21 protein-coding genes are annotated in these 18,214 nt (G+C 55.0%); 12 read left to right on the top strand and 9 right to left on the bottom strand.

The genetic code is table 11. The annotated features are described in order from the left end of the window. Positions 1-9: 9 nt before the first annotated feature. Positions 10-273 (bottom strand): GrxA family glutaredoxin, encoded by a 264-nt coding sequence (locus FD737_RS00205; protein ID WP_034820748.1) that lies wholly within the window; start codon positions 271-273, stop codon positions 10-12. A 261-nt stretch (positions 274-534) separates the two neighbouring features. Between FD737_RS00205 and FD737_RS00210 the strand changes: the two genes are divergently transcribed. The 10 genes from FD737_RS00210 (at position 535) to rlmC (ending at position 9,274) form a co-directional block, all read left to right on the top strand. After that, complete coding sequence (locus tag FD737_RS00210; RefSeq protein WP_097119351.1) at positions 535-786, top strand: DUF1418 family protein; 252 nt, start codon at positions 535-537, stop codon at positions 784-786. Between the two features lie 12 nt (positions 787-798). Beyond that, positions 799-1,521, top strand: coding sequence for an oxygen-insensitive NADPH nitroreductase (gene nfsA, locus FD737_RS00215; protein ID WP_097119350.1), 723 nt, complete (start codon positions 799-801; stop codon positions 1,519-1,521). Between the two features lie 17 nt (positions 1,522-1,538). Then, complete coding sequence (gene rimK / locus FD737_RS00220; protein WP_038647884.1) at positions 1,539-2,441, top strand: 30S ribosomal protein S6--L-glutamate ligase; 903 nt, start codon at positions 1,539-1,541, stop codon at positions 2,439-2,441. Positions 2,442-2,527: 86 nt separating this feature from the next. Beyond that, entirely contained in the window at positions 2,528-3,007 is a 480-nt protein-coding gene (locus FD737_RS00225; protein WP_160832415.1) for a YbjN domain-containing protein, read from the top strand. 373 nt (positions 3,008-3,380) lie between these two features. Beyond that, positions 3,381-4,490 carry a spermidine/putrescine ABC transporter substrate-binding protein PotF gene (gene potF, locus FD737_RS00230; RefSeq protein WP_097119349.1) on the top strand — a complete coding sequence of 370 codons (1,110 nt, stop codon included), beginning with the start codon at positions 3,381-3,383 and terminating at the stop codon, positions 4,488-4,490. 119 nt (positions 4,491-4,609) lie between these two features. Then, positions 4,610-5,743 (top strand): putrescine ABC transporter ATP-binding subunit PotG, encoded by a 1,134-nt coding sequence (gene potG / locus FD737_RS00235; protein ID WP_156102820.1) that lies wholly within the window; start codon positions 4,610-4,612, stop codon positions 5,741-5,743. A 9-nt stretch (positions 5,744-5,752) separates the two neighbouring features. Next, entirely contained in the window at positions 5,753-6,709 is a 957-nt protein-coding gene (gene potH, locus FD737_RS00240; protein WP_034820712.1) for a putrescine ABC transporter permease PotH, read from the top strand. Beyond that, the gene (gene potI, locus FD737_RS00245) at positions 6,706-7,551 is read left to right on the top strand and encodes a putrescine ABC transporter permease PotI (protein WP_097119348.1); all 846 of its coding nucleotides are present in this window, start codon (positions 6,706-6,708) and stop codon (positions 7,549-7,551) included. The genes potH and potI overlap by 4 nt, the downstream gene beginning before the upstream one ends. A 73-nt stretch (positions 7,552-7,624) precedes the next feature. Continuing rightward, positions 7,625-8,089: a YbjO family protein gene (locus FD737_RS00250; protein WP_097119347.1), complete on the top strand. Its 465-nt coding sequence runs from the start codon at positions 7,625-7,627 to the stop codon at positions 8,087-8,089. A 48-nt stretch (positions 8,090-8,137) separates the two neighbouring features. Beyond that, positions 8,138-9,274: a 23S rRNA (uracil(747)-C(5))-methyltransferase RlmC gene (gene rlmC, locus FD737_RS00255; RefSeq protein ID WP_097119346.1), complete on the top strand. Its 1,137-nt coding sequence runs from the start codon at positions 8,138-8,140 to the stop codon at positions 9,272-9,274. A 63-nt stretch (positions 9,275-9,337) separates the two neighbouring features. Here rlmC and artJ (FD737_RS00260) read toward each other — a convergent pair whose 3' ends face one another. The 6 genes from artJ (FD737_RS00260) to FD737_RS00285 form a co-directional block, all read right to left on the bottom strand. Further along, the gene (artJ, locus tag FD737_RS00260; RefSeq protein ID WP_097119345.1) at positions 9,338-10,069 is read right to left on the bottom strand and encodes an arginine ABC transporter substrate-binding protein; all 732 of its coding nucleotides are present in this window, start codon (positions 10,067-10,069) and stop codon (positions 9,338-9,340) included. Between the two features lie 186 nt (positions 10,070-10,255). After that, positions 10,256-10,924: an arginine ABC transporter permease ArtM gene (artM, locus tag FD737_RS00265; protein WP_097119344.1), complete on the bottom strand. Its 669-nt coding sequence runs from the start codon at positions 10,922-10,924 to the stop codon at positions 10,256-10,258. Between the two features lie 3 nt (positions 10,925-10,927). Continuing rightward, positions 10,928-11,641, bottom strand: coding sequence for an arginine ABC transporter permease ArtQ (gene artQ, locus FD737_RS00270; RefSeq protein WP_097119343.1), 714 nt, complete (start codon positions 11,639-11,641; stop codon positions 10,928-10,930). Positions 11,642-11,647: 6 nt separating this feature from the next. After that, entirely contained in the window at positions 11,648-12,379 is a 732-nt protein-coding gene (artJ, locus tag FD737_RS00275) for an arginine ABC transporter substrate-binding protein (RefSeq protein WP_038647863.1), read from the bottom strand. A gap of 15 nt (positions 12,380-12,394) precedes the next feature. Further along, positions 12,395-13,123 (bottom strand): arginine ABC transporter ATP-binding protein ArtP, encoded by a 729-nt coding sequence (gene artP, locus FD737_RS00280; protein ID WP_160832416.1) that lies wholly within the window; start codon positions 13,121-13,123, stop codon positions 12,395-12,397. A gap of 239 nt (positions 13,124-13,362) precedes the next feature. Continuing rightward, complete coding sequence (locus FD737_RS00285) at positions 13,363-13,902, bottom strand: lipoprotein (protein ID WP_160832417.1); 540 nt, start codon at positions 13,900-13,902, stop codon at positions 13,363-13,365. Positions 13,903-13,999: 97 nt separating this feature from the next. Here FD737_RS00285 and FD737_RS00290 point away from each other — a divergent pair, with 97 nt between their 5' ends. Continuing rightward, the gene (locus FD737_RS00290) at positions 14,000-14,320 is read left to right on the top strand and encodes a heavy metal-binding domain-containing protein (RefSeq protein ID WP_160832418.1); all 321 of its coding nucleotides are present in this window, start codon (positions 14,000-14,002) and stop codon (positions 14,318-14,320) included. After that, the gene (locus tag FD737_RS00295) at positions 14,320-15,144 is read left to right on the top strand and encodes an N-acetylmuramoyl-L-alanine amidase (protein ID WP_160832419.1); all 825 of its coding nucleotides are present in this window, start codon (positions 14,320-14,322) and stop codon (positions 15,142-15,144) included. The genes FD737_RS00290 and FD737_RS00295 overlap by 1 nt, the downstream gene beginning before the upstream one ends. A gap of 229 nt (positions 15,145-15,373) precedes the next feature. Here FD737_RS00295 and ltaE read toward each other — a convergent pair whose 3' ends face one another. Beyond that, the gene (gene ltaE, locus FD737_RS00300) at positions 15,374-16,372 is read right to left on the bottom strand and encodes a low-specificity L-threonine aldolase (protein WP_160832420.1); all 999 of its coding nucleotides are present in this window, start codon (positions 16,370-16,372) and stop codon (positions 15,374-15,376) included. A gap of 69 nt (positions 16,373-16,441) precedes the next feature. After that, on the bottom strand, positions 16,442-18,163 hold the full coding sequence (gene poxB, locus FD737_RS00305; protein WP_097119338.1) for a ubiquinone-dependent pyruvate dehydrogenase: 1,722 nt from the start codon (positions 18,161-18,163) through the stop codon (positions 16,442-16,444). Between the last annotated feature and the right edge of the window lie 51 nt (positions 18,164-18,214).

Genomic DNA, 18,214 nt, shown 5'->3' on the forward strand with positions numbered 1-18,214 from the left:
CCCGTTTGCTTAGGCTTCAACACCCAGATTTTCTTTGGTCCATGCCGCAAATTCGGTGTAACCACCGATGTGCTGGTCATCAAGGAAAATCTGCGGCACGGTGGTTACCGGTTTGCCGGCACGTGCTTCCAGGTCGGCCTTGGTGATGCCGGTCGCCTGAATATCGACGTACTGATAGTTGAAATCATCGCGCTCGCTGGTCAGCTTGGTGGCTAACTCTTTCGCACGTACGCAGTATGGGCAGCTTGAACGGCCAAAAATCACTGCAATCATTGCTTCTCTCCTTCCGCTGCTGTTTTGTGACCAGTTTCACATTACAGCGTGAATAATGGCTAACATCATGCCCGCCCATCCTGCTTAAGCAAAGAAGAAAATGCCTGTTACTCTAATGACCGCAATCTATGTCCATCATACTTCACTCCGCAGACGCGTTTGGCTTCAGTTAAGCTGCTGGTGATAGCCATGCCTTGCTGCAGAGCGAATTATTCGGGTCTAAAATGCGACTGACCTATTGAGCAACTGAGGAAATCGCCCATGCGTAATCTGGCCACGTTGCCGAAACCGGTTTTGCTGCTGGAAGTGCTTGGCGTGCTCGCGGTGATTGGTGCGCTATTACTGGTTAATAACTGGATTGCGGCACCTGATTTTATGGCGCAGAAGTCGCTGGCGACGCTGCTTTTTTTCCTTGGCATTGCGCTGATGCTGCCTGCCGCCTGGCTGATGATGTGGCGTACCGCGCAAGCGATGGCACCGCAGTTGTTCAATCACAACCACAAAAAGAAGTAACCGGAGAGGATTATGACGCCGACCATCGATTTACTGTGCAGCCACCGTTCCATTCGCGCCTTTACCGAGCAGGGCATTGATGATGCTCAGCGCAGCGCGATCATTGCTGCAGCACAAGCGGCCTCGACCTCCAGTTTTTTACAATGCTCCTCGATTATTCGCATTACCGACCAGGAAAAGCGTGATCAGCTGGTGCAACTCACCGGCGGGCAGCCATGGGTGAGTGCCGCCGCTGAGTTTTGGGTGTTTTGTGCCGACTTTAATCGTCATCAGCAGATTTGCCCGGATGCGCATCTCGGACGCGCCGAGCAACTGCTGTTGGGTTGTGTCGATACCGCATTAATGGCACAAAACGCCATGGTCGCGGCGGAATCGCTGGGGCTGGGTGGCGTGTTTATTGGTGGTATCCGTAACAGTATCGCGCAAGTCACCGATTTGCTGGAACTGCCGAAATTTGTGCTGCCACTGTTTGGCTTCTGCATCGGCCATCCAGCCTCTGCCCCAGACGTGAAACCGCGTATGCCAGCGGCGATGCTGGTGCATGAAAATCGTTATCAATCTGTCGATAAAAGCGTGCTGGACCAGTACGATAACCAAATCACGGCTTATTACCAGCAGCGTGACAGCAACCAGCGTTCGGAAACCTGGAGCGAACTGATTCAACGCCTGATCATCAAAGAAACGCGTCCGTTTATGCTGGATTATCTGCATCAACAGGGCTGGGCAACGCGCTAAGCACAAGGAATTCTGCAATGAAGATGGCCATTCTCACGCGTGATGGAACGCTGTACTCGTGTAAGCGCCTGCGCGACGCCGCGGAAGAGCGTGGCCATCAGGTGCAGATGATCGATCCGCTCTCCTGCTACATGAACATCAACTCCGATTCGCCCGCGGTGCATTATCGTGGCGAACCGCTGGGCCACTTTGATGCCGTTATCCCGCGTATTGGCACGGCGACCACCTTTTACGGCACGGCGGTGCTGCGCCAGTTCGAGATGTTGGGCAGCTATCCGCTGAATGAATCGGTGGCCATCACCCGGGCGCGTGACAAACTGCGATCGCTGCAGCTGCTGGCGCGCGAAGGCATTGATATGCCGATCACCGGGTTCGCCTCTTCGCCTGATGATACCCAGGATGTGATCGCCATGGTCGGTGGTGCGCCGCTGGTGGTGAAACTGGTAGAGGGCACGCAGGGGATTGGCGTGGTGCTGGCGGAAACGCGCCAGGCGGCGGAGAGCGTGATTGATGCCTTTCGTGGCCTAAACGCCCACATTCTGGTGCAAGAGTTTATCAAAGAGGCACAGGGGCGAGATATTCGCTGCCTGGTGATCGGCAATGAAGTGGTAGCGTCGATTGAGCGTGAAGCGAAAGAGGGGGATTTCCGCTCAAATCTTCATCGTGGCGGTAAAGCGCACGCGGTGACCATCACCGAAAAAGAGCGCGAAATCGCCGTGAAAGCCGCATCCACGCTCGGGCTGGAAATCGCAGGGGTGGATATTTTACGCGCCAATCGCGGTCCACTGGTGATGGAGGTCAATGCCTCGCCAGGGCTTGAGGGCATCGAAGGCACCACCGGCCTCGACATCGCTTCCATGATGATTCATTGGGTAGAAGCGCATGCTTGCCCCGGCTATCGTCTTAAAACCGGGGGCTAGGCGCGCTTTTACGTGGTTTTCGTGGCATCAGTTAGACTTTTTCCGTAAGCTAAGGCGCTTATTTCTTCACCCCACAGGACATAACGATGGATTCACTGGTCGTTCCTGACATCGACATCCTGCGTCGCTGGCTGGATCAACAAAATATCACCTGGTTCGAATGCGATGCCTGCCAGGCACTGCACCTGCCGCACATGCAGAATTTTGACGGGGTGTTTGATGCAAAAATCGACCTGGTGGACAACGTCATCCTCTTCTCGGCCCTCGCGGAAGTGAAACCCACAGCATTGATTCCTTTGGTCGGCGATTTATCGCATATCAATGCCAGTTCGCTTACGGTGAAGGCCTTTATCGATATCCAGGATGACAATCTGCCCAAGCTGATTGTCTGCCAGTCGATCAGTACCACTGCCGGATTGACGTTTGGTCAGTTCTCGCACTTTATGAAGCAAAGTGAAGAGGGCGTTTCCATGGTGATCATGGAAGCCTTTGCCAATAATTTGCTGATGATGGGCGAAGAAGAGGAGCGCCAACCCAGCTCCAGCAGCCACGCGATGCTGCACTGAGTTCCCCGCCTCGCTAACTGCCGCTTTTTGCGGCAGTTTTCATTTTAGCCCTACCACTTTTTATTCTGCATTTTGCCCTTTATTGCCAGATATTAGTCGTGCTTTATGCCGCTAGTGCCAAACCCCATAGCAGAAACATGCATAAAATATCGCAAAAAGGCGTTTTTTACGCTGGGATCTGGCACGCCTGAAGCAGGGGGGCTATTCTTGCGGGGCTGCTTGAGACATGCAACCTCAGCACAACTATAGGTTTTTGCTATTAAACTCCCGCTGAATATTGATTCATTGTGTGTCTGTGATTAAACAGAAAAAACGCAACGTCCGGATCGCGTGTATGCAGCGTTGTGATGACCCCCTCAGGAGGAAGTAAAACATGATCAACCAACGTAAAAAATGGTTGCCAGGTGTGGTTGCAGGTGTACTGATGGCGACGGCCGTTAGTGCTCAGGCAGAGGATAAAACGCTGCACGTCTATAACTGGTCCGATTATATTTCGGCCGACACCGTGCCGAATTTTGAAAAGCAGACCGGTATCAAAGTGGTCTACGACGTGTTCGATTCCAACGAAGTGTTGGAAGGTAAGCTGATGGCGGGTTCTACCGGCTACGACGTTGTGGTGCCATCTTCCAGCTTCCTTGCTCGCCAGCTACAGTCCGGCGTTTTCCAGGAGCTGGATAAGAGCAAGCTGCCAAACTATAAAAACCTCGATCCTGATTTGATGGCGAAAGTCGCGCAGCACGATCCGGGTAACAAATATGCGATTCCGTATCTGTGGGGTACCACCGGTATCGGCTATAACCTCGATAAGGTAAAAGCCGCGCTGGGTACTGATGCGCCCGTCAACAGCTGGGATTTGGTGCTGAAGCCTGAAAACCTGGAAAAACTGAAAAGCTGTGGTGTCTCCTTCCTCGATGCGCCGGAAGAGATCTTCGCCACCGTGCTGAACTACCTTGGCAAAGATCCGAACAGCTCTGACGCTAAAGATTACACCGGCGCCGCGACCGATCTGCTGCTGAAGCTGCGTCCTAATATCCGCTACTTCCACTCGTCTCAGTACATTAACGACCTGGCGAATGGCAACATCTGTGTGGCGATCGGCTGGTCTGGCGATATCCTGCAGGCGAAAGATCGTGCAGCCAAAGCCAACAACGGCGTGCACCTGGGTTACAGCGTGCCGAAAGAGGGCGCTCTGGCCTTCTTCGACATGATGGCGATTCCGAAAGACGCGAAAAACCTCGACGCAGCCTATCAGTGGCTGAACTACATCATGGATCCAAAAGTGATCGCGGATGTCTCTAACAAGATGAACTACGCCAACGGCAACAAGGCGTCACTGCCATTGATTAATGCGGATGTGCGCAACAATCCGGGCATCTTCCCAACGCCGGATGCGATGGCCAAGCTGTTTGTGCTCAAAGTCCAGGATCCGAAACTGGATCGTGCGCGCACCCGTGCATGGACTAAAGTAAAAAGTGGTAAGTAATTCGTTCTAAACGGATTCGTTACCTGAAGACGACAACAGAGGTGCGGTGATGGCCTCTGTTGTGCCATTTTAGCGGCTGGCTGTGCCGCGCTACACCGCTTAGCGCCGGAGAAATGTTAGTGAACGACGCGATTCCCCGCCCCCCAAATAAAACGGCTAAGGCGTTAACGCCGCTGCTGGAAATTCGCAACCTGACCAAATCTTTTGACGGCCAGCACGCCGTAGATGATGTCAGCCTGACCATTTATAAAGGTGAGATTTTTGCCCTGCTGGGTGCTTCCGGCTGTGGTAAATCGACCTTGCTGCGCATGCTGGCGGGCTTTGAGCCACCGACCAGCGGGCAGATTGTGCTGGATGGGCAAGACCTGTCGCACGTTCCGCCTTATCAGCGCCCGATCAATATGATGTTCCAGTCCTACGCGCTGTTCCCGCACATGACGGTGGAGCAGAACATTGCCTTTGGATTGAAGCAGGATAAATTGCCGAAAGGCGAAATCAGCAGCCGCGTGGCCGAAATGCTGACGCTGGTGCATATGCAGGAATTTGCTAAGCGTAAACCGCATCAGCTTTCCGGCGGTCAGCGTCAGCGCGTGGCGCTGGCGCGTAGCCTGGCGAAACGCCCCAAACTGCTGCTGCTGGATGAGCCGATGGGCGCGCTGGATAAGAAACTGCGCGACCGCATGCAGCATGAAGTGGTGGATATTCTGGAGCGCGTCGGCGCGACCTGCGTGATGGTGACGCACGACCAGGAAGAAGCCATGACCATGGCCGGTCGTATTGCCATCATGAACCGCGGTAAGTTCGTGCAGATTGGTGAGCCGGAAGAGATCTACGAGCATCCTACCAGCCGCTATAGTGCCGAGTTTATTGGATCGGTCAACGTGTTTGACGGCCTGCTGCGTGAGCGCACGGAAGAGGGCGTGGTCATTGATGCGCCGGGCCTGGTACATCCGCTTAAAGTGCAGACCGATGTCTCTATCATCGATAACGTGCCCGTGCATGTCGCTTTACGTCCGGAAAAAGTGATGCTGTGCGAAGAGGTGCCGGCGGATGGCTGCAACTTTGCCGTCGGCGAAGTGGTGCATATTGCCTATCTCGGTGACCTGTCGATTTATCACGTTCGCCTGCGCAGCGGTCAGATGATCAGCGCGCAGCTGCAGAATGCACATCGCTACCGCAAAGGTGCGCCAACATGGGGTGATGAAGTTCGCCTGTGCTGGGACGCCGACAGCTGTGTGGTTCTGACGGTTTAAGGAGGCGTAATGAGCCAGATTTCTCAACGCAGCGAGCCGGAAGTGGTGGGCACACCGCTGCAGCGCTGGGGCACGCGCATTAAAATGCTGCATGGCCGCAAGCTGGTGATTGCCTTGCCTTATCTTTGGCTGATCCTGCTGTTTCTGCTGCCGTTCCTGATCGTGCTGAAGATCAGTTTCGCCGATATTGCGCGTGCCATTCCGCCTTACACCGATCTGGTGACCTGGGCCGATGACCAGCTCAATCTGGTGCTGAATCTCGGTAACTACATCACGTTGACGGATGATCCGCTGTATGCCGAAGCCTATCTGACTTCACTCAAGGTGGCGGCAATTTCTACCGTGATCTGTCTGCTGATCGGATATCCACTGGCGTGGGCGGTAGCGCACAGCAAACCTTCAATGCGCACCATCCTGCTGTTGCTGGTGATCTTGCCCTCCTGGACCTCTTTCCTGGTGCGCGTGTACGCGTGGATGGGCTTGCTGAACAACAACGGCATTCTTAACCGCTTCCTGATGTGGCTGGGGGTTATCGATCACCCGCTGGTGATTCTTTACACCAATACTGCGGTGTATATCGGCATTGTTTACTGCTATCTGCCGTTTATGGTGTTGCCGATCTATACCGCGCTAACCCGTATCGACTACTCGCTGGTCGAGGCCTCACTGGATCTGGGCGCGCGTCCGCTTAAAACCTTCTTTAGCGTGATTGTGCCGCTGACCAAAGGCGGGATTATCGCCGGTTCGATGCTGGTGTTTATCCCGGCGGTAGGGGAGTACGTGATCCCAGAACTGCTGGGAGGGCCGGACAGCATCATGATTGGCCGTATTCTATGGCAGGAGTTCTTTAATAACCGTGACTGGCCGGTGGCTTCAGCGCTGGCGGTGATCATTCTGTTGATTTTGATTCTGCCGATCATCTGGTTCCACAAGCATCAAAATCGTGAGTTAGGAGAGAAGGAATGAATCAGTTACCGACCATTCGCTCTCCATGGCGTACGGCGATTTTGGCCGCATGCTTCCTGTTCCTGTACGCGCCGATGCTGCTGCTGGTGGTTTACTCCTTCAACAGCTCGCAGTTGGTCACCGTGTGGGAGAGCTTCTCATTCCACTGGTACAAAGTGCTGTTCCAGGACGATGCGATGCTGGATGCCGTTGGCCTCAGCCTGACTATCGCCGCGCTCTCGGCCACCATGGCGGTGGTGTTGGGCACTATGGCGGCGGTGATCATCGTGCGTTTCGGCCGTTTCCGTGGGCATAGCGGTTTTGCATTTATGCTCACTGCACCGCTGGTGATGCCGGATGTGATCACCGGGTTGTCACTGCTGCTGCTGTTTGTAGCAATGGGCAACACCTTTGGCTGGCCGAGCGATCGCGGCATGCTCACCATCTGGCTGGCGCACGTTACCTTCTGTACCGCTTATGTGGCGGTGGTGATCAACTCCCGTCTGCGCGAGCTGGATCGTTCCATCGAAGAAGCGGCAATGGATCTCGGGGCGACGCCGCTGAAAGTATTCTTCGTGATAACCGTACCCATGATTGCTCCGGCAATTGTCACCGGCTGGCTGCTGGCCTTTACGCTGTCACTCGATGATCTGGTGATTGCCAGCTTCGTCACCGGGCCAGGCGCTACCACGTTGCCAATGGCGATCTTTGCTACCGTGCGACGCGGCGTCAATCCAGAGATCAATGCGTTAGCCTCGTTGATTTTGTTTGTCGTCGGCCTGGTCGGTTTCATCGCCTGGCGCTTTATGGCGCACGAAGAAAAGCAACGTTTACGCGATATTCAGAAAGCTAAACGTGGCTGAAAGCCGTAACATTTGCCAATATAAGAACGGGCCGGTTTAATGGCCCGTTTTTTTATGGTTACGGAGTCAAACCATGTCGGAAACCCTCAAAAACGCGATGGCAAATTCTACGCCTGCACCGGTGATGGTGGCGGGGATCGCCATTATTGCCACGCGCTGTCTCAGCGTGCTGATGCTGGCCAATGAACTGGGTTACGACGAAATGGCTAACTTTGTCCACCGTAGCGCGCAGGCGTGGGATTCCACGCTAATTTTTATCGCCAGTCAGCTGATCTTTCTGTTTGAACTACGCTGTGCCTTTACCCTGTTGCGCGGTAGCAATCGCGGACGATGGGGTTATGTGATGGCGCAAATTATCGTGCTCGGTTATATGCTGATGGCGTCCGTTGGGTGGATCTACCCGGAAATCTTCAGTATTCCCGGTGAGACTAATGCACAGATCATTCATCACACGCTGATGCAGAAAGTGCCGGATGCGCTGGTGGTACTGCTGTTGTTTGTGCCGGCCAGCAGTCGCGCATTTTTCCGCGCCCGGTGATACAATCTGCCCCCGATTTTTCTCCCGATTCTGAATATAGGCCTTTCCATGCATTGCGCGCTTTATGATGCCGGTCGCTGTCGTTCGTGCCAGTGGCTGGAGAAACCCTATCCGCAGCAGCTCAGCGAGAAGCAGTCGCTGCTCGAGCAGTTACTGTCGCAGACCGCGGTGGCTGAGTATTTACCGCCGGTGACCTCCGCGCTGCAGGGTTTTCGTAATAAAGCCAAAATGGTGGTGAGCGGCAGCGTAGAGCGGCCGATTTTTGGCATGGTGGCGCGTGATGGCGATCCAGTTGATCTGTGTGATTGCCCGCTCTATCCCGCCAGCTTTGCGCCGGTGTTCGATGTGCTGAAACCCTTTATTGCCCGCGCCGGATTAACGCCCTACAACGTGGCGCGAAAACGCGGTGAACTGAAATTCTTGCTGCTGACCGAGAGTTCGCAAGGTGGCATGATGCTGCGGTTTGTGCTGCGATCCACCAGCAAACTTGAGCAGTTACGCGCGGCTTTACCCTGGCTGCAGCAGCAGTTGCCGCAGCTGAAAGTGATCTCCGCCAACATCCAGCCGGTGCATATGGCGATTCTGGAAGGGGATGAAGAGATTGCGTTGACGCCGGATCAGGCGCTGGCGGAGTGTTTCAATCAGGTGCCGCTGTATATTCGCCCGCAGAGTTTCTTCCAGACTAACCCGCAGGTCGCCGCCGATTTGTATGCCACGGCGCGTGATTGGGTCGCGGAGCTGCCGGTGTCCAGCATGTGGGATCTGTTCTGCGGCGTGGGCGGTTTCGGCTTGCACTGTGCCACGCCCGAGATGCAGCTGACCGGTATTGAGATCAGTGCGGAAGCCATTGCCTGTGCGCAGCAGTCGGCTGAACAGTTAGGACTCGATAAGGTGAGTTTCGCCGCGCTGGATTCGACCCAGTTCGCCACATCGCGTGAGCAGGTGCCACAGTTGGTGCTGGTCAATCCGCCGCGTCGCGGGATTGGTGCTGAGCTGTGTGCTTATCTCAGTGAAATGGCGCCAGACTACATTCTCTATTCAAGCTGCAATCCCAGCACGATGGCGCAGGATATTGCACGTCTGGCCGATTACGCGGTGAGCCGCGTCCAGCTGTTTGATATGTTCCCGCACACCGCACATTTTGAAGTGCTGACATTACTGATTAAGAAGGGTGGAGCCACGTAGCCACCGCCTGAACGGAGGACGTGCAGAACCTGTCAGGTGGCACGCCACGAGGCTCCATAATGCTTATTCCGGGAACCACTTCTGGTTGATTTGCTGCCAGGTGCCATCGGCTTTCAACGCCACCAGCGCGTCATTCATCTCTTTTAACAGCGCTGCATTGCCTTTACGCACCGCAATGCCTAAGCCGGTGCCGAAGTATTCGGTATCGGTGATATGTTCACCCACTGGGCTGAGGTCTTCATTGGCTTTTAGCCACTGATTGACCACCGCACTATCGCCAAATACGCCGTTCAGGCGACCATTTTTCAGATCGAGAATCGCATTCTGATAGCTGTCATAGGCCACGGCGATCACTTCAGGATGTTTCTCCAGCAGGTATTTCTGATGCGTGGTGCCATTCTCCACGCCGACACGCTTGCCTTTCAGTTGGCTGAAGTCGGTGTACTGGCCTTTATGTGCAATCACAATCGCGGAATTTGCGTAGTAGGGCTGAGTGAAATCGACCTGTTTGCTGCGCTCGGCGGTAATATCCATACCCGAGATAACCGCATCATAACGTCGGAACTTCAGCGAAGGGATCAGACTGTCAAACGCGTTATTGGTAAAGGTGCAATCCGCTTTCATTTGCTGGCATAAGGCTTTTGCCAGATCGATATCGAAGCCAACGATTTGGTTGTCGTGGTCGAGGGATTCAAACGGGGGATAGGTCGCAGAAGAGGCGAAGCGGATTTTTTCCGCAGCATAAGCATTCATTGCCAGTGTTGCCAGCGCCGCAGCAACAATCCATTTTTTCATTATGTGACTCCTGTAAACCATGCCAGAGATAGAACGGGTTACACGATGCCAGTAAATGAATTTATATGCAAATAATATGATTAAAAAATTACATGCGTTATTGGGGCGTAGCAGCGCGAGATATGACGCGTTTGTCCGCAGCACTTTCACCTCAGACAAACGCGATACTTCGCGCCACTACAACACTCAATTACGGTGTTCGAATGCCAATGCGCGCTTTTCGATTAAACGCATCATCAGCGTGAGCAAACCGTTGACCACCAGATAGATCAGCCCGGCAGCAGCATACACCGTGATGTCATAAGTGCGGCCATACAGCAATTGCCCATGGCCCATCACTTCCATCAGCGTAATGGTGTACGCCAGTGAAGTGCTCTTAAACACTAAAACGACTTCGTTAGAGTAAGAGGAGAGGGCGCGTTTAAACGCATACGGCAGCAGGATACGCAGCGTGTCTTTACGGTTCATCCCCAGCGCAGCGCAGGATTGCCATTGACCCGAAGGGATGGCGCGTACTGCACCGTAAAATAGCTGAGTGGTATAGGCTGCACTGTTGAGCGACAGTGCAATCAGCGCGCACAGCCAGGGCTGTGATAGCAGATGCCATAACCACGGCACGTTCTGAATGCTGGGAAACTGGCCGGGACCGTAATATATCAGGAAGATTTGCACCAGCAGCGGCGTGCCGGTGAACACCGTGATGTAGCCTTTCACCAGCCAGTTCAGCACCGGGACTTTCAGTGAGAGTACAATGGTACACAGCAGCGACAGCACCAGCGCGGCAATCAGTGACGCAATGGTTAAGGTCAGGCTGGTGTGCAGCCCTTTCAGGAGTTCGGGTAAGTAATCCAGCATGCGTCAGGCCCCCCGCTCGAAACGCGTGGTGCGTGATTCAATACGGCGCAGTATCGCCTGACTGAACAGCGTGATGATCAGGTAGACGGCCGCAGCCACCAGATACCAGGTAAAGGGTTCCTGGGTGCGTGTGGCAATGCTTTTGGTTTGCAGCATGATGTCATTCACGCTAATTAGCGACACCAGCGCAGTATCTTTCAGTAACACCAACCACTGATTGCCCAGGCCCGGCAGCGCATGACGCCACATTTGTGGCATGATCAGGCGGAAAAAAATCGCCGATTTCTTCATACCCAACGCCTGGCCAGATTCCCATTGGCCGACAGGCACTGCTTTCAGCGCGCCACGCAGCGTTTGGGAGGCGTAGGCCGAGTAAAGCATTGCCAGGGCAATGACGCCGCACAGGAAAGGGCTGACGTCGAAGTTTTCAATCTGAACCTGCACGGGAATGCTAAACAAGCCCAGATTGATATGGAAGCCATCGGATAAGGTCAGTAGCAGCTGTGAGGCACCAAAGTAGACAAACAGCACCACCAGAATTTCCGGCAGGCCACGGATCAGTGTCACCAGCCCGGTACCGATCCACGCCAGCGGTTTCCAGCGGACGGTTTCCCAGCCAGCAAAAATCATCGCCAGCACAAGGCCGGCGATCAGTGCACAAACAGCAAGCCCGACGGTCATGCCGGCGGCGCTTGCGAGTGGAATCATTTCATTCATCAAAGATTACTGCTGGAACCATTTGTTGTAGATGGTTTTGTAAGTGCCGTCAGCTTTGATCTTCTCCAGAGCGGTGTTGAATTTGCCCTGCAGCTCAGTATTACCCTGACGGACCGCGATACCCAGACCGGTACCGAAGTAATCTTTATCGGTCACTTTCTCACCCAACGGTGCGAGGTTGGCGTTCTGTTTCAGCCATTCGTTCACCACAGCGGTATCACCAAATACCGCATCAATGCGGCCATTTTTTAGGTCCAGAACCGCGTTCTGGTAGCTGTCATAAGGCACAACGGTGATGTCGCTGTGTTTATCAGACAGGTATTTCTGGTGCGTGGTGCCGTTCTGAACGCCAACACGTTTCCCTTTCAGCGCATCCACATTCGCCAGCTTGCCTTTCTGGGCAATAAAGATCGCGGAATTATCGTAGTAAGGCTTGGAGAACAGCACCTGCTTTTCACGCTCTGGGGTGATATCCATACCCGCCATCACGGCGTCAAAACGACGGAACTTCAGGCTGGGGATCAGGCTGTCAAATGCCTGGTTGGTGAAGGTACAGGTCGCATCAATCTCTTTACACAGCGCATTGGCCAGATCGACATCGAAGCCCTGAATTTTGTTGTCAGAATCCACAAATTCAAATGGAGGATATGAAGCTTCAGTGGCGAAACGCAGGGTCTGCGCAGCAGAAGCGCTGAGGCTCAGACCGGCAAGCAGTGCAGCAAGTACGACTTTTTTCATTAGATGCATCCTGACTTAGTGCGAAAGATAATGTGCAAACGCTTCGGTTTGCGGCTGTGTAAAGTGGCTGGCATCGCCTTGCTCAACGATATGGCCGTTCTCCATGTACACCACGCGGCTGGCGGTTTTGCGCGCCACCTCGACTTCGTGGGTCACAATCACCTGGGTGATCTGCGTTTGCGCCAGCTCACGAATGATGCTGACGATTTGCGCGGTGATTTCAGGGTCGAGGGCGGCGGTGGGTTCGTCGAACAACAGCACCTGCGGCTCCATCATCAACGCTCGGGCAATCGCCACACGTTGTTGCTGGCCACCAGAAAGATGCAATGGAAAACGATCGGCAAAGGGGGTCAGACGCAGACGCTCCAACAGTTTGTCAGCGCGCGCGCGTGCGGCGTCTTTGCTGAGACCGAGCACGCGGCACGGCGCTTCAATCAGATTCTGCACCACGCTGAGGTGTGGCCACAGATTGTATTGCTGGAACACCATGCCCACGTTTTGGCGCAGTTCACGGATCGCGCTGTCTGACGGCGCTTTGCTGAAGTCGAAGTGATTCCCGGCAATCTGCAGGCTGCCTGAACGCGGCAGCTCCAGCAGATTGAGGACGCGCAGGAGCGAACTTTTACCCGCGCCACTCGGCCCGAGCAACACCAGCGTCTCTCCCTGCGGACAAGCCAGGTTGATATCGAACAGTGCCTGATGGGCACCGTAAAAACAGTTTATGGCGTTTAGTTGAATACTCATGCGCAAAAAATGAATAGTAATTAGTGCCGCGAATCTTAACGTCACCAGAATAGTTATGCAATTGTGGTGGGTTAAAATTTATTAAACAGCAGTGAAGTCCCAAAAGCGTAGCACAATATCGCGCAGGTCAACGCCGGGAAGGGCTCGCTGGCTGCAATTTATTGATGAAAAATTAACAAAAAACGCCGCAAAGATGCGGCGCGCTTATGTTTAGAACTGAGTGCTGTAAAATTGAACAGCTATTTCTTCTCTTCCAGCAGCTGGCTGAGCGATCCGCCGCCTGCGTGCGGCCAGTCACCGACGTAACGAATATCATCCACCGCCCAGCAGGTTCCTTCGTGAATCATCAATACCTCGTCATGCCAGCTTTTGCCATCACGGCTCAAATCGACGCGCAGTGGGATGTTTCGTGCATCGCGATTAGGAATGGTTGAGGCGCTGGCAACATCGGCGGACGTGGGACCCTGTGCGAGGCTAGAGAACAGATCGCCCTGGCTCCAGGAGGCAGGTTTGCTGCTCTGCGTGCTGGCGCTCAGTAGTTTCTGGTACAGGCGATCGCTCAGGTAAGGGCGATATTTCGCCAGCGCGGTGCTATCGGGCAGACCCTGGCTGGGCTGGCTGATGCGCAAATCGTAAAACTGCTGCGCGACGCTATCTGGGCCACCGTCGGCACAGCTGGCAGTGCGCGGTCCGTTATCCTTGATCACCGGTTCAACGGTGGTACAGGCACTGAGCAGTAACGCAGCGGGAACAAGCAGCGCAAAGGCATTGTTTCTCATCTCGATTTCCTTATTGTTCACTGGCAAAGCGTCATTTTTAGCATAGAGTATAGTCTTGCTTTTACGCCGTACGAGCTGTTCACCTCAGGAGAGAAAAATGAAATTTTCCACCACGCCCACCTTAGAAGGGCACAGCATCAGTGAATATTGCGGTGTGGTTACCGGTGAAGCGATTCTCGGGGCCAACATTTTCCGTGACTTCTTTGCCGGGATTCGCGATATCGTCGGTGGTCGTTCCGGTGCTTATGAAAAAGAGCTGCGCAAAGCGCGACAGATCGCGTTTGAAGAGCTGGAAGAGCAGGCAAAGGCGCTGGGCGCGAATGCGGTCGTCGGCATTGATATCGATTATGAAACCGTGTTCAAAGACAGCAGCATGCTGATGGTCAGTGTGACCGGTACTGCAGTGATTATTCGCTGATGCGTTTTGCTGTTCTGTTGGCGCTGGCGTTTTTACTGAGTGCCTGTCAGTCGTCTGTTGAGCCGCGCAACGGCTACTGGGTCGATACCGCGCATCCGGCGCAGGGTGCGCGGCCACGCATTAAAGTGGTGGTGATCCATTATACCGCCGAAGATCTGCCATCCTCGCTGGCCACGCTCACCGATCGTGAAGTCAGTGCCCACTATTTGATCCCGCAGCAGCCGGCGCAAAAAGGCGGCCAGGGCGTCATCTGGCAACTGGTGCCGGAGCGCGAACTGGCGTGGCATGCCGGGCCGAGTTTCTGGCGCGGTGCGACCCGTATCAATGACACCTCGATTGGCATTGAGATCGTCAATCGTGGCTACACGCGAACATTAACCGGCGTGGAGTGGCAGCCTTTTACGCCCGCGCAAATCAGCGTGCTGGTGGCGCTGGTGAAAGATATCACGCAGCGTTATGCCATCACGCCTGAAAATCTGGTGGGGCACAGCGATATCGCGCCGCAGCGTAAACAGGATCCTGGCCCCCTGTTCCCGTGGCAGCAGTTGGCGCAGCAGGGGCTGGGCGCATGGCCCGATAGCGCCACCGTGCAGCGCTATCTCAATGGGCTCGCAGCGGATGCGCCCATCGATCAGGCCGAACTGCTGGATGTGCTGCAGCGCTATGGTTATGACGTCAATTCAGCGAATACCCCGACAATGCAGCGTAAGCTGATTGCGGCGTTTCAGATGCACTTCCGTGCGCGGGATTATCGAGGCATCGCCGATGCGGAAACGCTGGCGATAGCTCGGGCGCTGCTGGCGAAATACGGTGCAGCGCAGTGAAGAGACGGTGTATGGCATCGCCGATGCGGAAACGCTGGCGATAGCTCGGGCGCTGCTGGCGAAATACGGCGCAGCGCAGTGAAGAGACGGTGTATGACATCGCCGATGCGGAAACGCTGGCGATAGCTCGGGCGCTGCTGGTGAAATACGGTGCGGCTGAAACAGGGCCTCGCGTTGGTGAGCTTGTGGACGGCCCGAAAGCCGTCCCTGCAAGACACTTTGCGCCCTGTTACGCTAAAAACGCCTGCCAGTGCGCAACCAGACGTTGTAAATCCTGGCGGCTGACATCGAGGTGGGTGGCAATGCGCGTGACCGGACCCACGCTCATCAGCACATCGCCGGAGTGCATCCAGCTTTTCAGTGCGTCAACCTGATCCGCCGGTACTTTCACAAACAACATGTTGGTGTGCTGATTCAGTACCTCAACCCCTATGGCGCTGAGCTGTTCAGCCAGCCACGCGGCATTGTCGTGATCTTCTTTCAGGCGCGCGACGTTGTGCTTCAGCGCGTACAGACCCGCCGCCGCCAGAATGCCCGCCTGACGCATGCCGCCGCCGGTCATCTTACGCCAGCGACGCGCCTGCTCAATGTAGGCTTCATCACCGCACAGCAGTGAACCCACCGGGGTGCCGAGTCCTTTGGACAGGCAGATGGTCAGCGTGTCGCAATAACGCGCGATATCCTTTAGCTCAATATTTTGCGCCACCACGGCGTTGAAGATACGGGCACCATCAATGTGCAGCGCCAGTTTGTGTTCGCGCGTTAACTTCCACGCTTGTTCCAGATAGCTCTGCGACAGCACTTTGCCGTGATGGGTGTTTTCCAGGCTCAGCAGGCGCGTGCGCGCAAAGTGGATATCATCGGGTTTGATAGCGGCAACGATATCCGCCAGCGGCAGCGACCCATCCTCGGCGTGCGAGATCGGTTGTGGCTGAATACTGCCCAGTACCGCCGCGCCACCCGCTTCGTATTTGTAGTTATGTGCCTGTTGACCGACGATATATTCATCGCCGCGCTGGCAGTGACACAGCAGCGCCACCAGGTTGGCTTGCGTGCCGGTCGGGAAGAACAGCGCTGCGGCTTTGCCACTCAGGCGGGCGGCCTCTATTTCCAGCGCATTGACGGTGGGATCGTCACGATAGACATCATCGCCAGTTTCGGCGGCCATCATCGCATCCAGCATGGCGGCACTTGGGCGGGTTACGGTATCACTGCGTAAATCGATCACATCGCTCTCCTGAAACAAAAAAGCGGGCTGAGCGCCCGCGTTGTGAGTTATCTGGCCTGGTTATCCGTTTTACCTCAGCCAGTTGGTTTTCGCCAGTTCAACAATCTCATCACCCCGTCCATTCAGAATCGCGCGCAGCATGTACAGGCTGAATCCTTTGGCCTGCTCGGCTTTGATCTGCGGCGGCATCGACAGCTCTTCCTTAGCGGTGATCGCATCGATCAGTACCGGGCCATCATGCGCAAACGCCTGTTCCAGCGCGCTGTTGAGTTCAGAGGCTTTCTCGACGCGAATGCCTTTAATGCCGCAGGCGGTGGCAATGGCGGCAAAATCCGGGTTCTCCAGATCGGTGCCGTCGGTAAGGTAACCACCGGCTTTCATCTCCATCGCCACGAAGCCCAGCACGCTGTTATTGAAGATCACCAGCTTCACCGGCAGTTTCAGTTGTGCCACCGAAATAAAGTCGCCCATCAACATACTGAAGCCGCCATCACCGCACAGCGCCACGACCTGACGCTGCTTATCGATTGCCTGAGCGCCGAGCGCCTGTGGCATCGCGTTAGCCATCGAACCGTGGTTGAACGATCCCAGCAAACGGCGCTTGCCATTCATCTTCAGGTAACGTGCGGCCCAAACGGTGGGCGTGCCGACATCACAGGTGAAAATGGCATCTTCAGCCGCGTAATGGCTGATTTGCTGCGCCAGATATTGCGGATGAATCGCCTGTTTATCATTGGCGGTGGCCAGCTCATCCAGACCTTTTCGCGCATCTACATAGTGTTCCAACGCGCTGTCGAGATGATGACGATCGTTTTTGCTGTTGAGCTGCGGCTGCAGCGCCTGCAATGTGGCTTTGATATCCCCAATCAGCGCCATATTGACATGGCTGTGTGCGCCAAGGCTGGCGGGATTGATATCAATCTGGATGATATTGGCATCAGCCGGATAAAACGGGCGATAAGGGAACTGTGTGCCCAGCAGCACCAGCGTGTCGGCGTTCATCATGGCGTGATAACCGGATGAGAAGCCGATTAAGCCGGTCATGCCGACGTCGTAAGGATTATCGTACTCGATGTGCTCTTTTCCGCGCATGGCATGCACCACGGGCGCTTTCAGCGTTTCTGCCAGCTTCACCACTTCTGCATGCGCGCCAGCACAGCCGCTGCCGCACATCAAGGTAATATTTTCTGCGTCGTTCAGCGTTTCAGCCAGGCGGGCAATCTCGCTGGCGTTGGGCACAATATGTGGCAACTGCGGTGGATACCATTCACTGCGTGCGCCTTCCGGTGCCGGTTTCAACGCCACATCGCCGGGAATGACAATCACGGATACACCACGATTAAGGATGGCTTTGCGCATCGCAATCCCCAACACTTGCGGCAACTGCTCTGGGTTAGAGACTAATTCGCAGTAATGGCTGCATTCGCGGAATAGCTCCTGCGGATGCGTCTCCTGAAAATAGCCGCTGCCGATTTCGCTGGAAGGGATATGTGCGGCGATCGCCAGTACCGGAACGTGGTTGCGATGACAATCGAACAGTCCGTTAATCAGATGGAGGTTTCCGGGGCCACAGGAACCGGCACATACCGCCAGCTCGCCGCTGATTTGAGCCTCAGCGCCGGCAGCAAAAGCCGCCACTTCTTCATGGCGCGTGGGCATCCATTCGATGGTTCCCATGCGGTTGAGGCTGTCGCTCAGCCCGTTGAGCGAATCGCCCGTCACGCCCCAAATGCGCTTTACGCCCGCATTTTCCAGGGTTTTGGCCAACAGTGCTGCCACAGTTTGCTTCATCATTCGCTCCTTTCTGGTGTTTTGCCATCCATCCCGATGGCGGAAACGTGT

This window comes from Pantoea sp. Seng, from assembly GCF_009829935.1.
Taxonomy (GTDB): domain Bacteria; phylum Pseudomonadota; class Gammaproteobacteria; order Enterobacterales; family Enterobacteriaceae; genus Pantoea; species Pantoea communis.

What these genes read in the sequence shown, in the direction of transcription:
- FD737_RS00205 (WP_034820748.1), bottom strand. Translation starts at nt 273, where the DNA reads ATGATTGCAGTGATTTTTGGCCGTTCAAGCTGCCCATACTGCGTACGT.
- FD737_RS00210 (WP_097119351.1), top strand. Translation starts at nt 535, where the DNA reads ATGCGTAATCTGGCCACGTTGCCGAAACCGGTTTTGCTGCTGGAAGTG.
- nfsA (WP_097119350.1), top strand. Translation starts at nt 799, where the DNA reads ATGACGCCGACCATCGATTTACTGTGCAGCCACCGTTCCATTCGCGCC.
- rimK (WP_038647884.1), top strand. Translation starts at nt 1,539, where the DNA reads ATGAAGATGGCCATTCTCACGCGTGATGGAACGCTGTACTCGTGTAAG.
- FD737_RS00225 (WP_160832415.1), top strand. Translation starts at nt 2,528, where the DNA reads ATGGATTCACTGGTCGTTCCTGACATCGACATCCTGCGTCGCTGGCTG.
- potF (WP_097119349.1), top strand. Translation starts at nt 3,381, where the DNA reads ATGATCAACCAACGTAAAAAATGGTTGCCAGGTGTGGTTGCAGGTGTA.
- potH (WP_034820712.1), top strand. Translation starts at nt 5,753, where the DNA reads ATGAGCCAGATTTCTCAACGCAGCGAGCCGGAAGTGGTGGGCACACCG.
- potI (WP_097119348.1), top strand. Translation starts at nt 6,706, where the DNA reads ATGAATCAGTTACCGACCATTCGCTCTCCATGGCGTACGGCGATTTTG.
- FD737_RS00250 (WP_097119347.1), top strand. Translation starts at nt 7,625, where the DNA reads ATGTCGGAAACCCTCAAAAACGCGATGGCAAATTCTACGCCTGCACCG.
- rlmC (WP_097119346.1), top strand. Translation starts at nt 8,138, where the DNA reads ATGCATTGCGCGCTTTATGATGCCGGTCGCTGTCGTTCGTGCCAGTGG.
- artJ (WP_097119345.1), bottom strand. Translation starts at nt 10,069, where the DNA reads ATGAAAAAATGGATTGTTGCTGCGGCGCTGGCAACACTGGCAATGAAT.
- artM (WP_097119344.1), bottom strand. Translation starts at nt 10,924, where the DNA reads ATGCTGGATTACTTACCCGAACTCCTGAAAGGGCTGCACACCAGCCTG.
- artQ (WP_097119343.1), bottom strand. Translation starts at nt 11,641, where the DNA reads ATGAATGAAATGATTCCACTCGCAAGCGCCGCCGGCATGACCGTCGGG.
- artJ (WP_038647863.1), bottom strand. Translation starts at nt 12,379, where the DNA reads ATGAAAAAAGTCGTACTTGCTGCACTGCTTGCCGGTCTGAGCCTCAGC.
- artP (WP_160832416.1), bottom strand. Translation starts at nt 13,123, where the DNA reads ATGAGTATTCAACTAAACGCCATAAACTGTTTTTACGGTGCCCATCAG.
- FD737_RS00285 (WP_160832417.1), bottom strand. Translation starts at nt 13,902, where the DNA reads ATGAGAAACAATGCCTTTGCGCTGCTTGTTCCCGCTGCGTTACTGCTC.
- FD737_RS00290 (WP_160832418.1), top strand. Translation starts at nt 14,000, where the DNA reads ATGAAATTTTCCACCACGCCCACCTTAGAAGGGCACAGCATCAGTGAA.
- FD737_RS00295 (WP_160832419.1), top strand. Translation starts at nt 14,320, where the DNA reads ATGCGTTTTGCTGTTCTGTTGGCGCTGGCGTTTTTACTGAGTGCCTGT.
- poxB (WP_097119338.1), bottom strand. Translation starts at nt 18,163, where the DNA reads ATGAAGCAAACTGTGGCAGCACTGTTGGCCAAAACCCTGGAAAATGCG.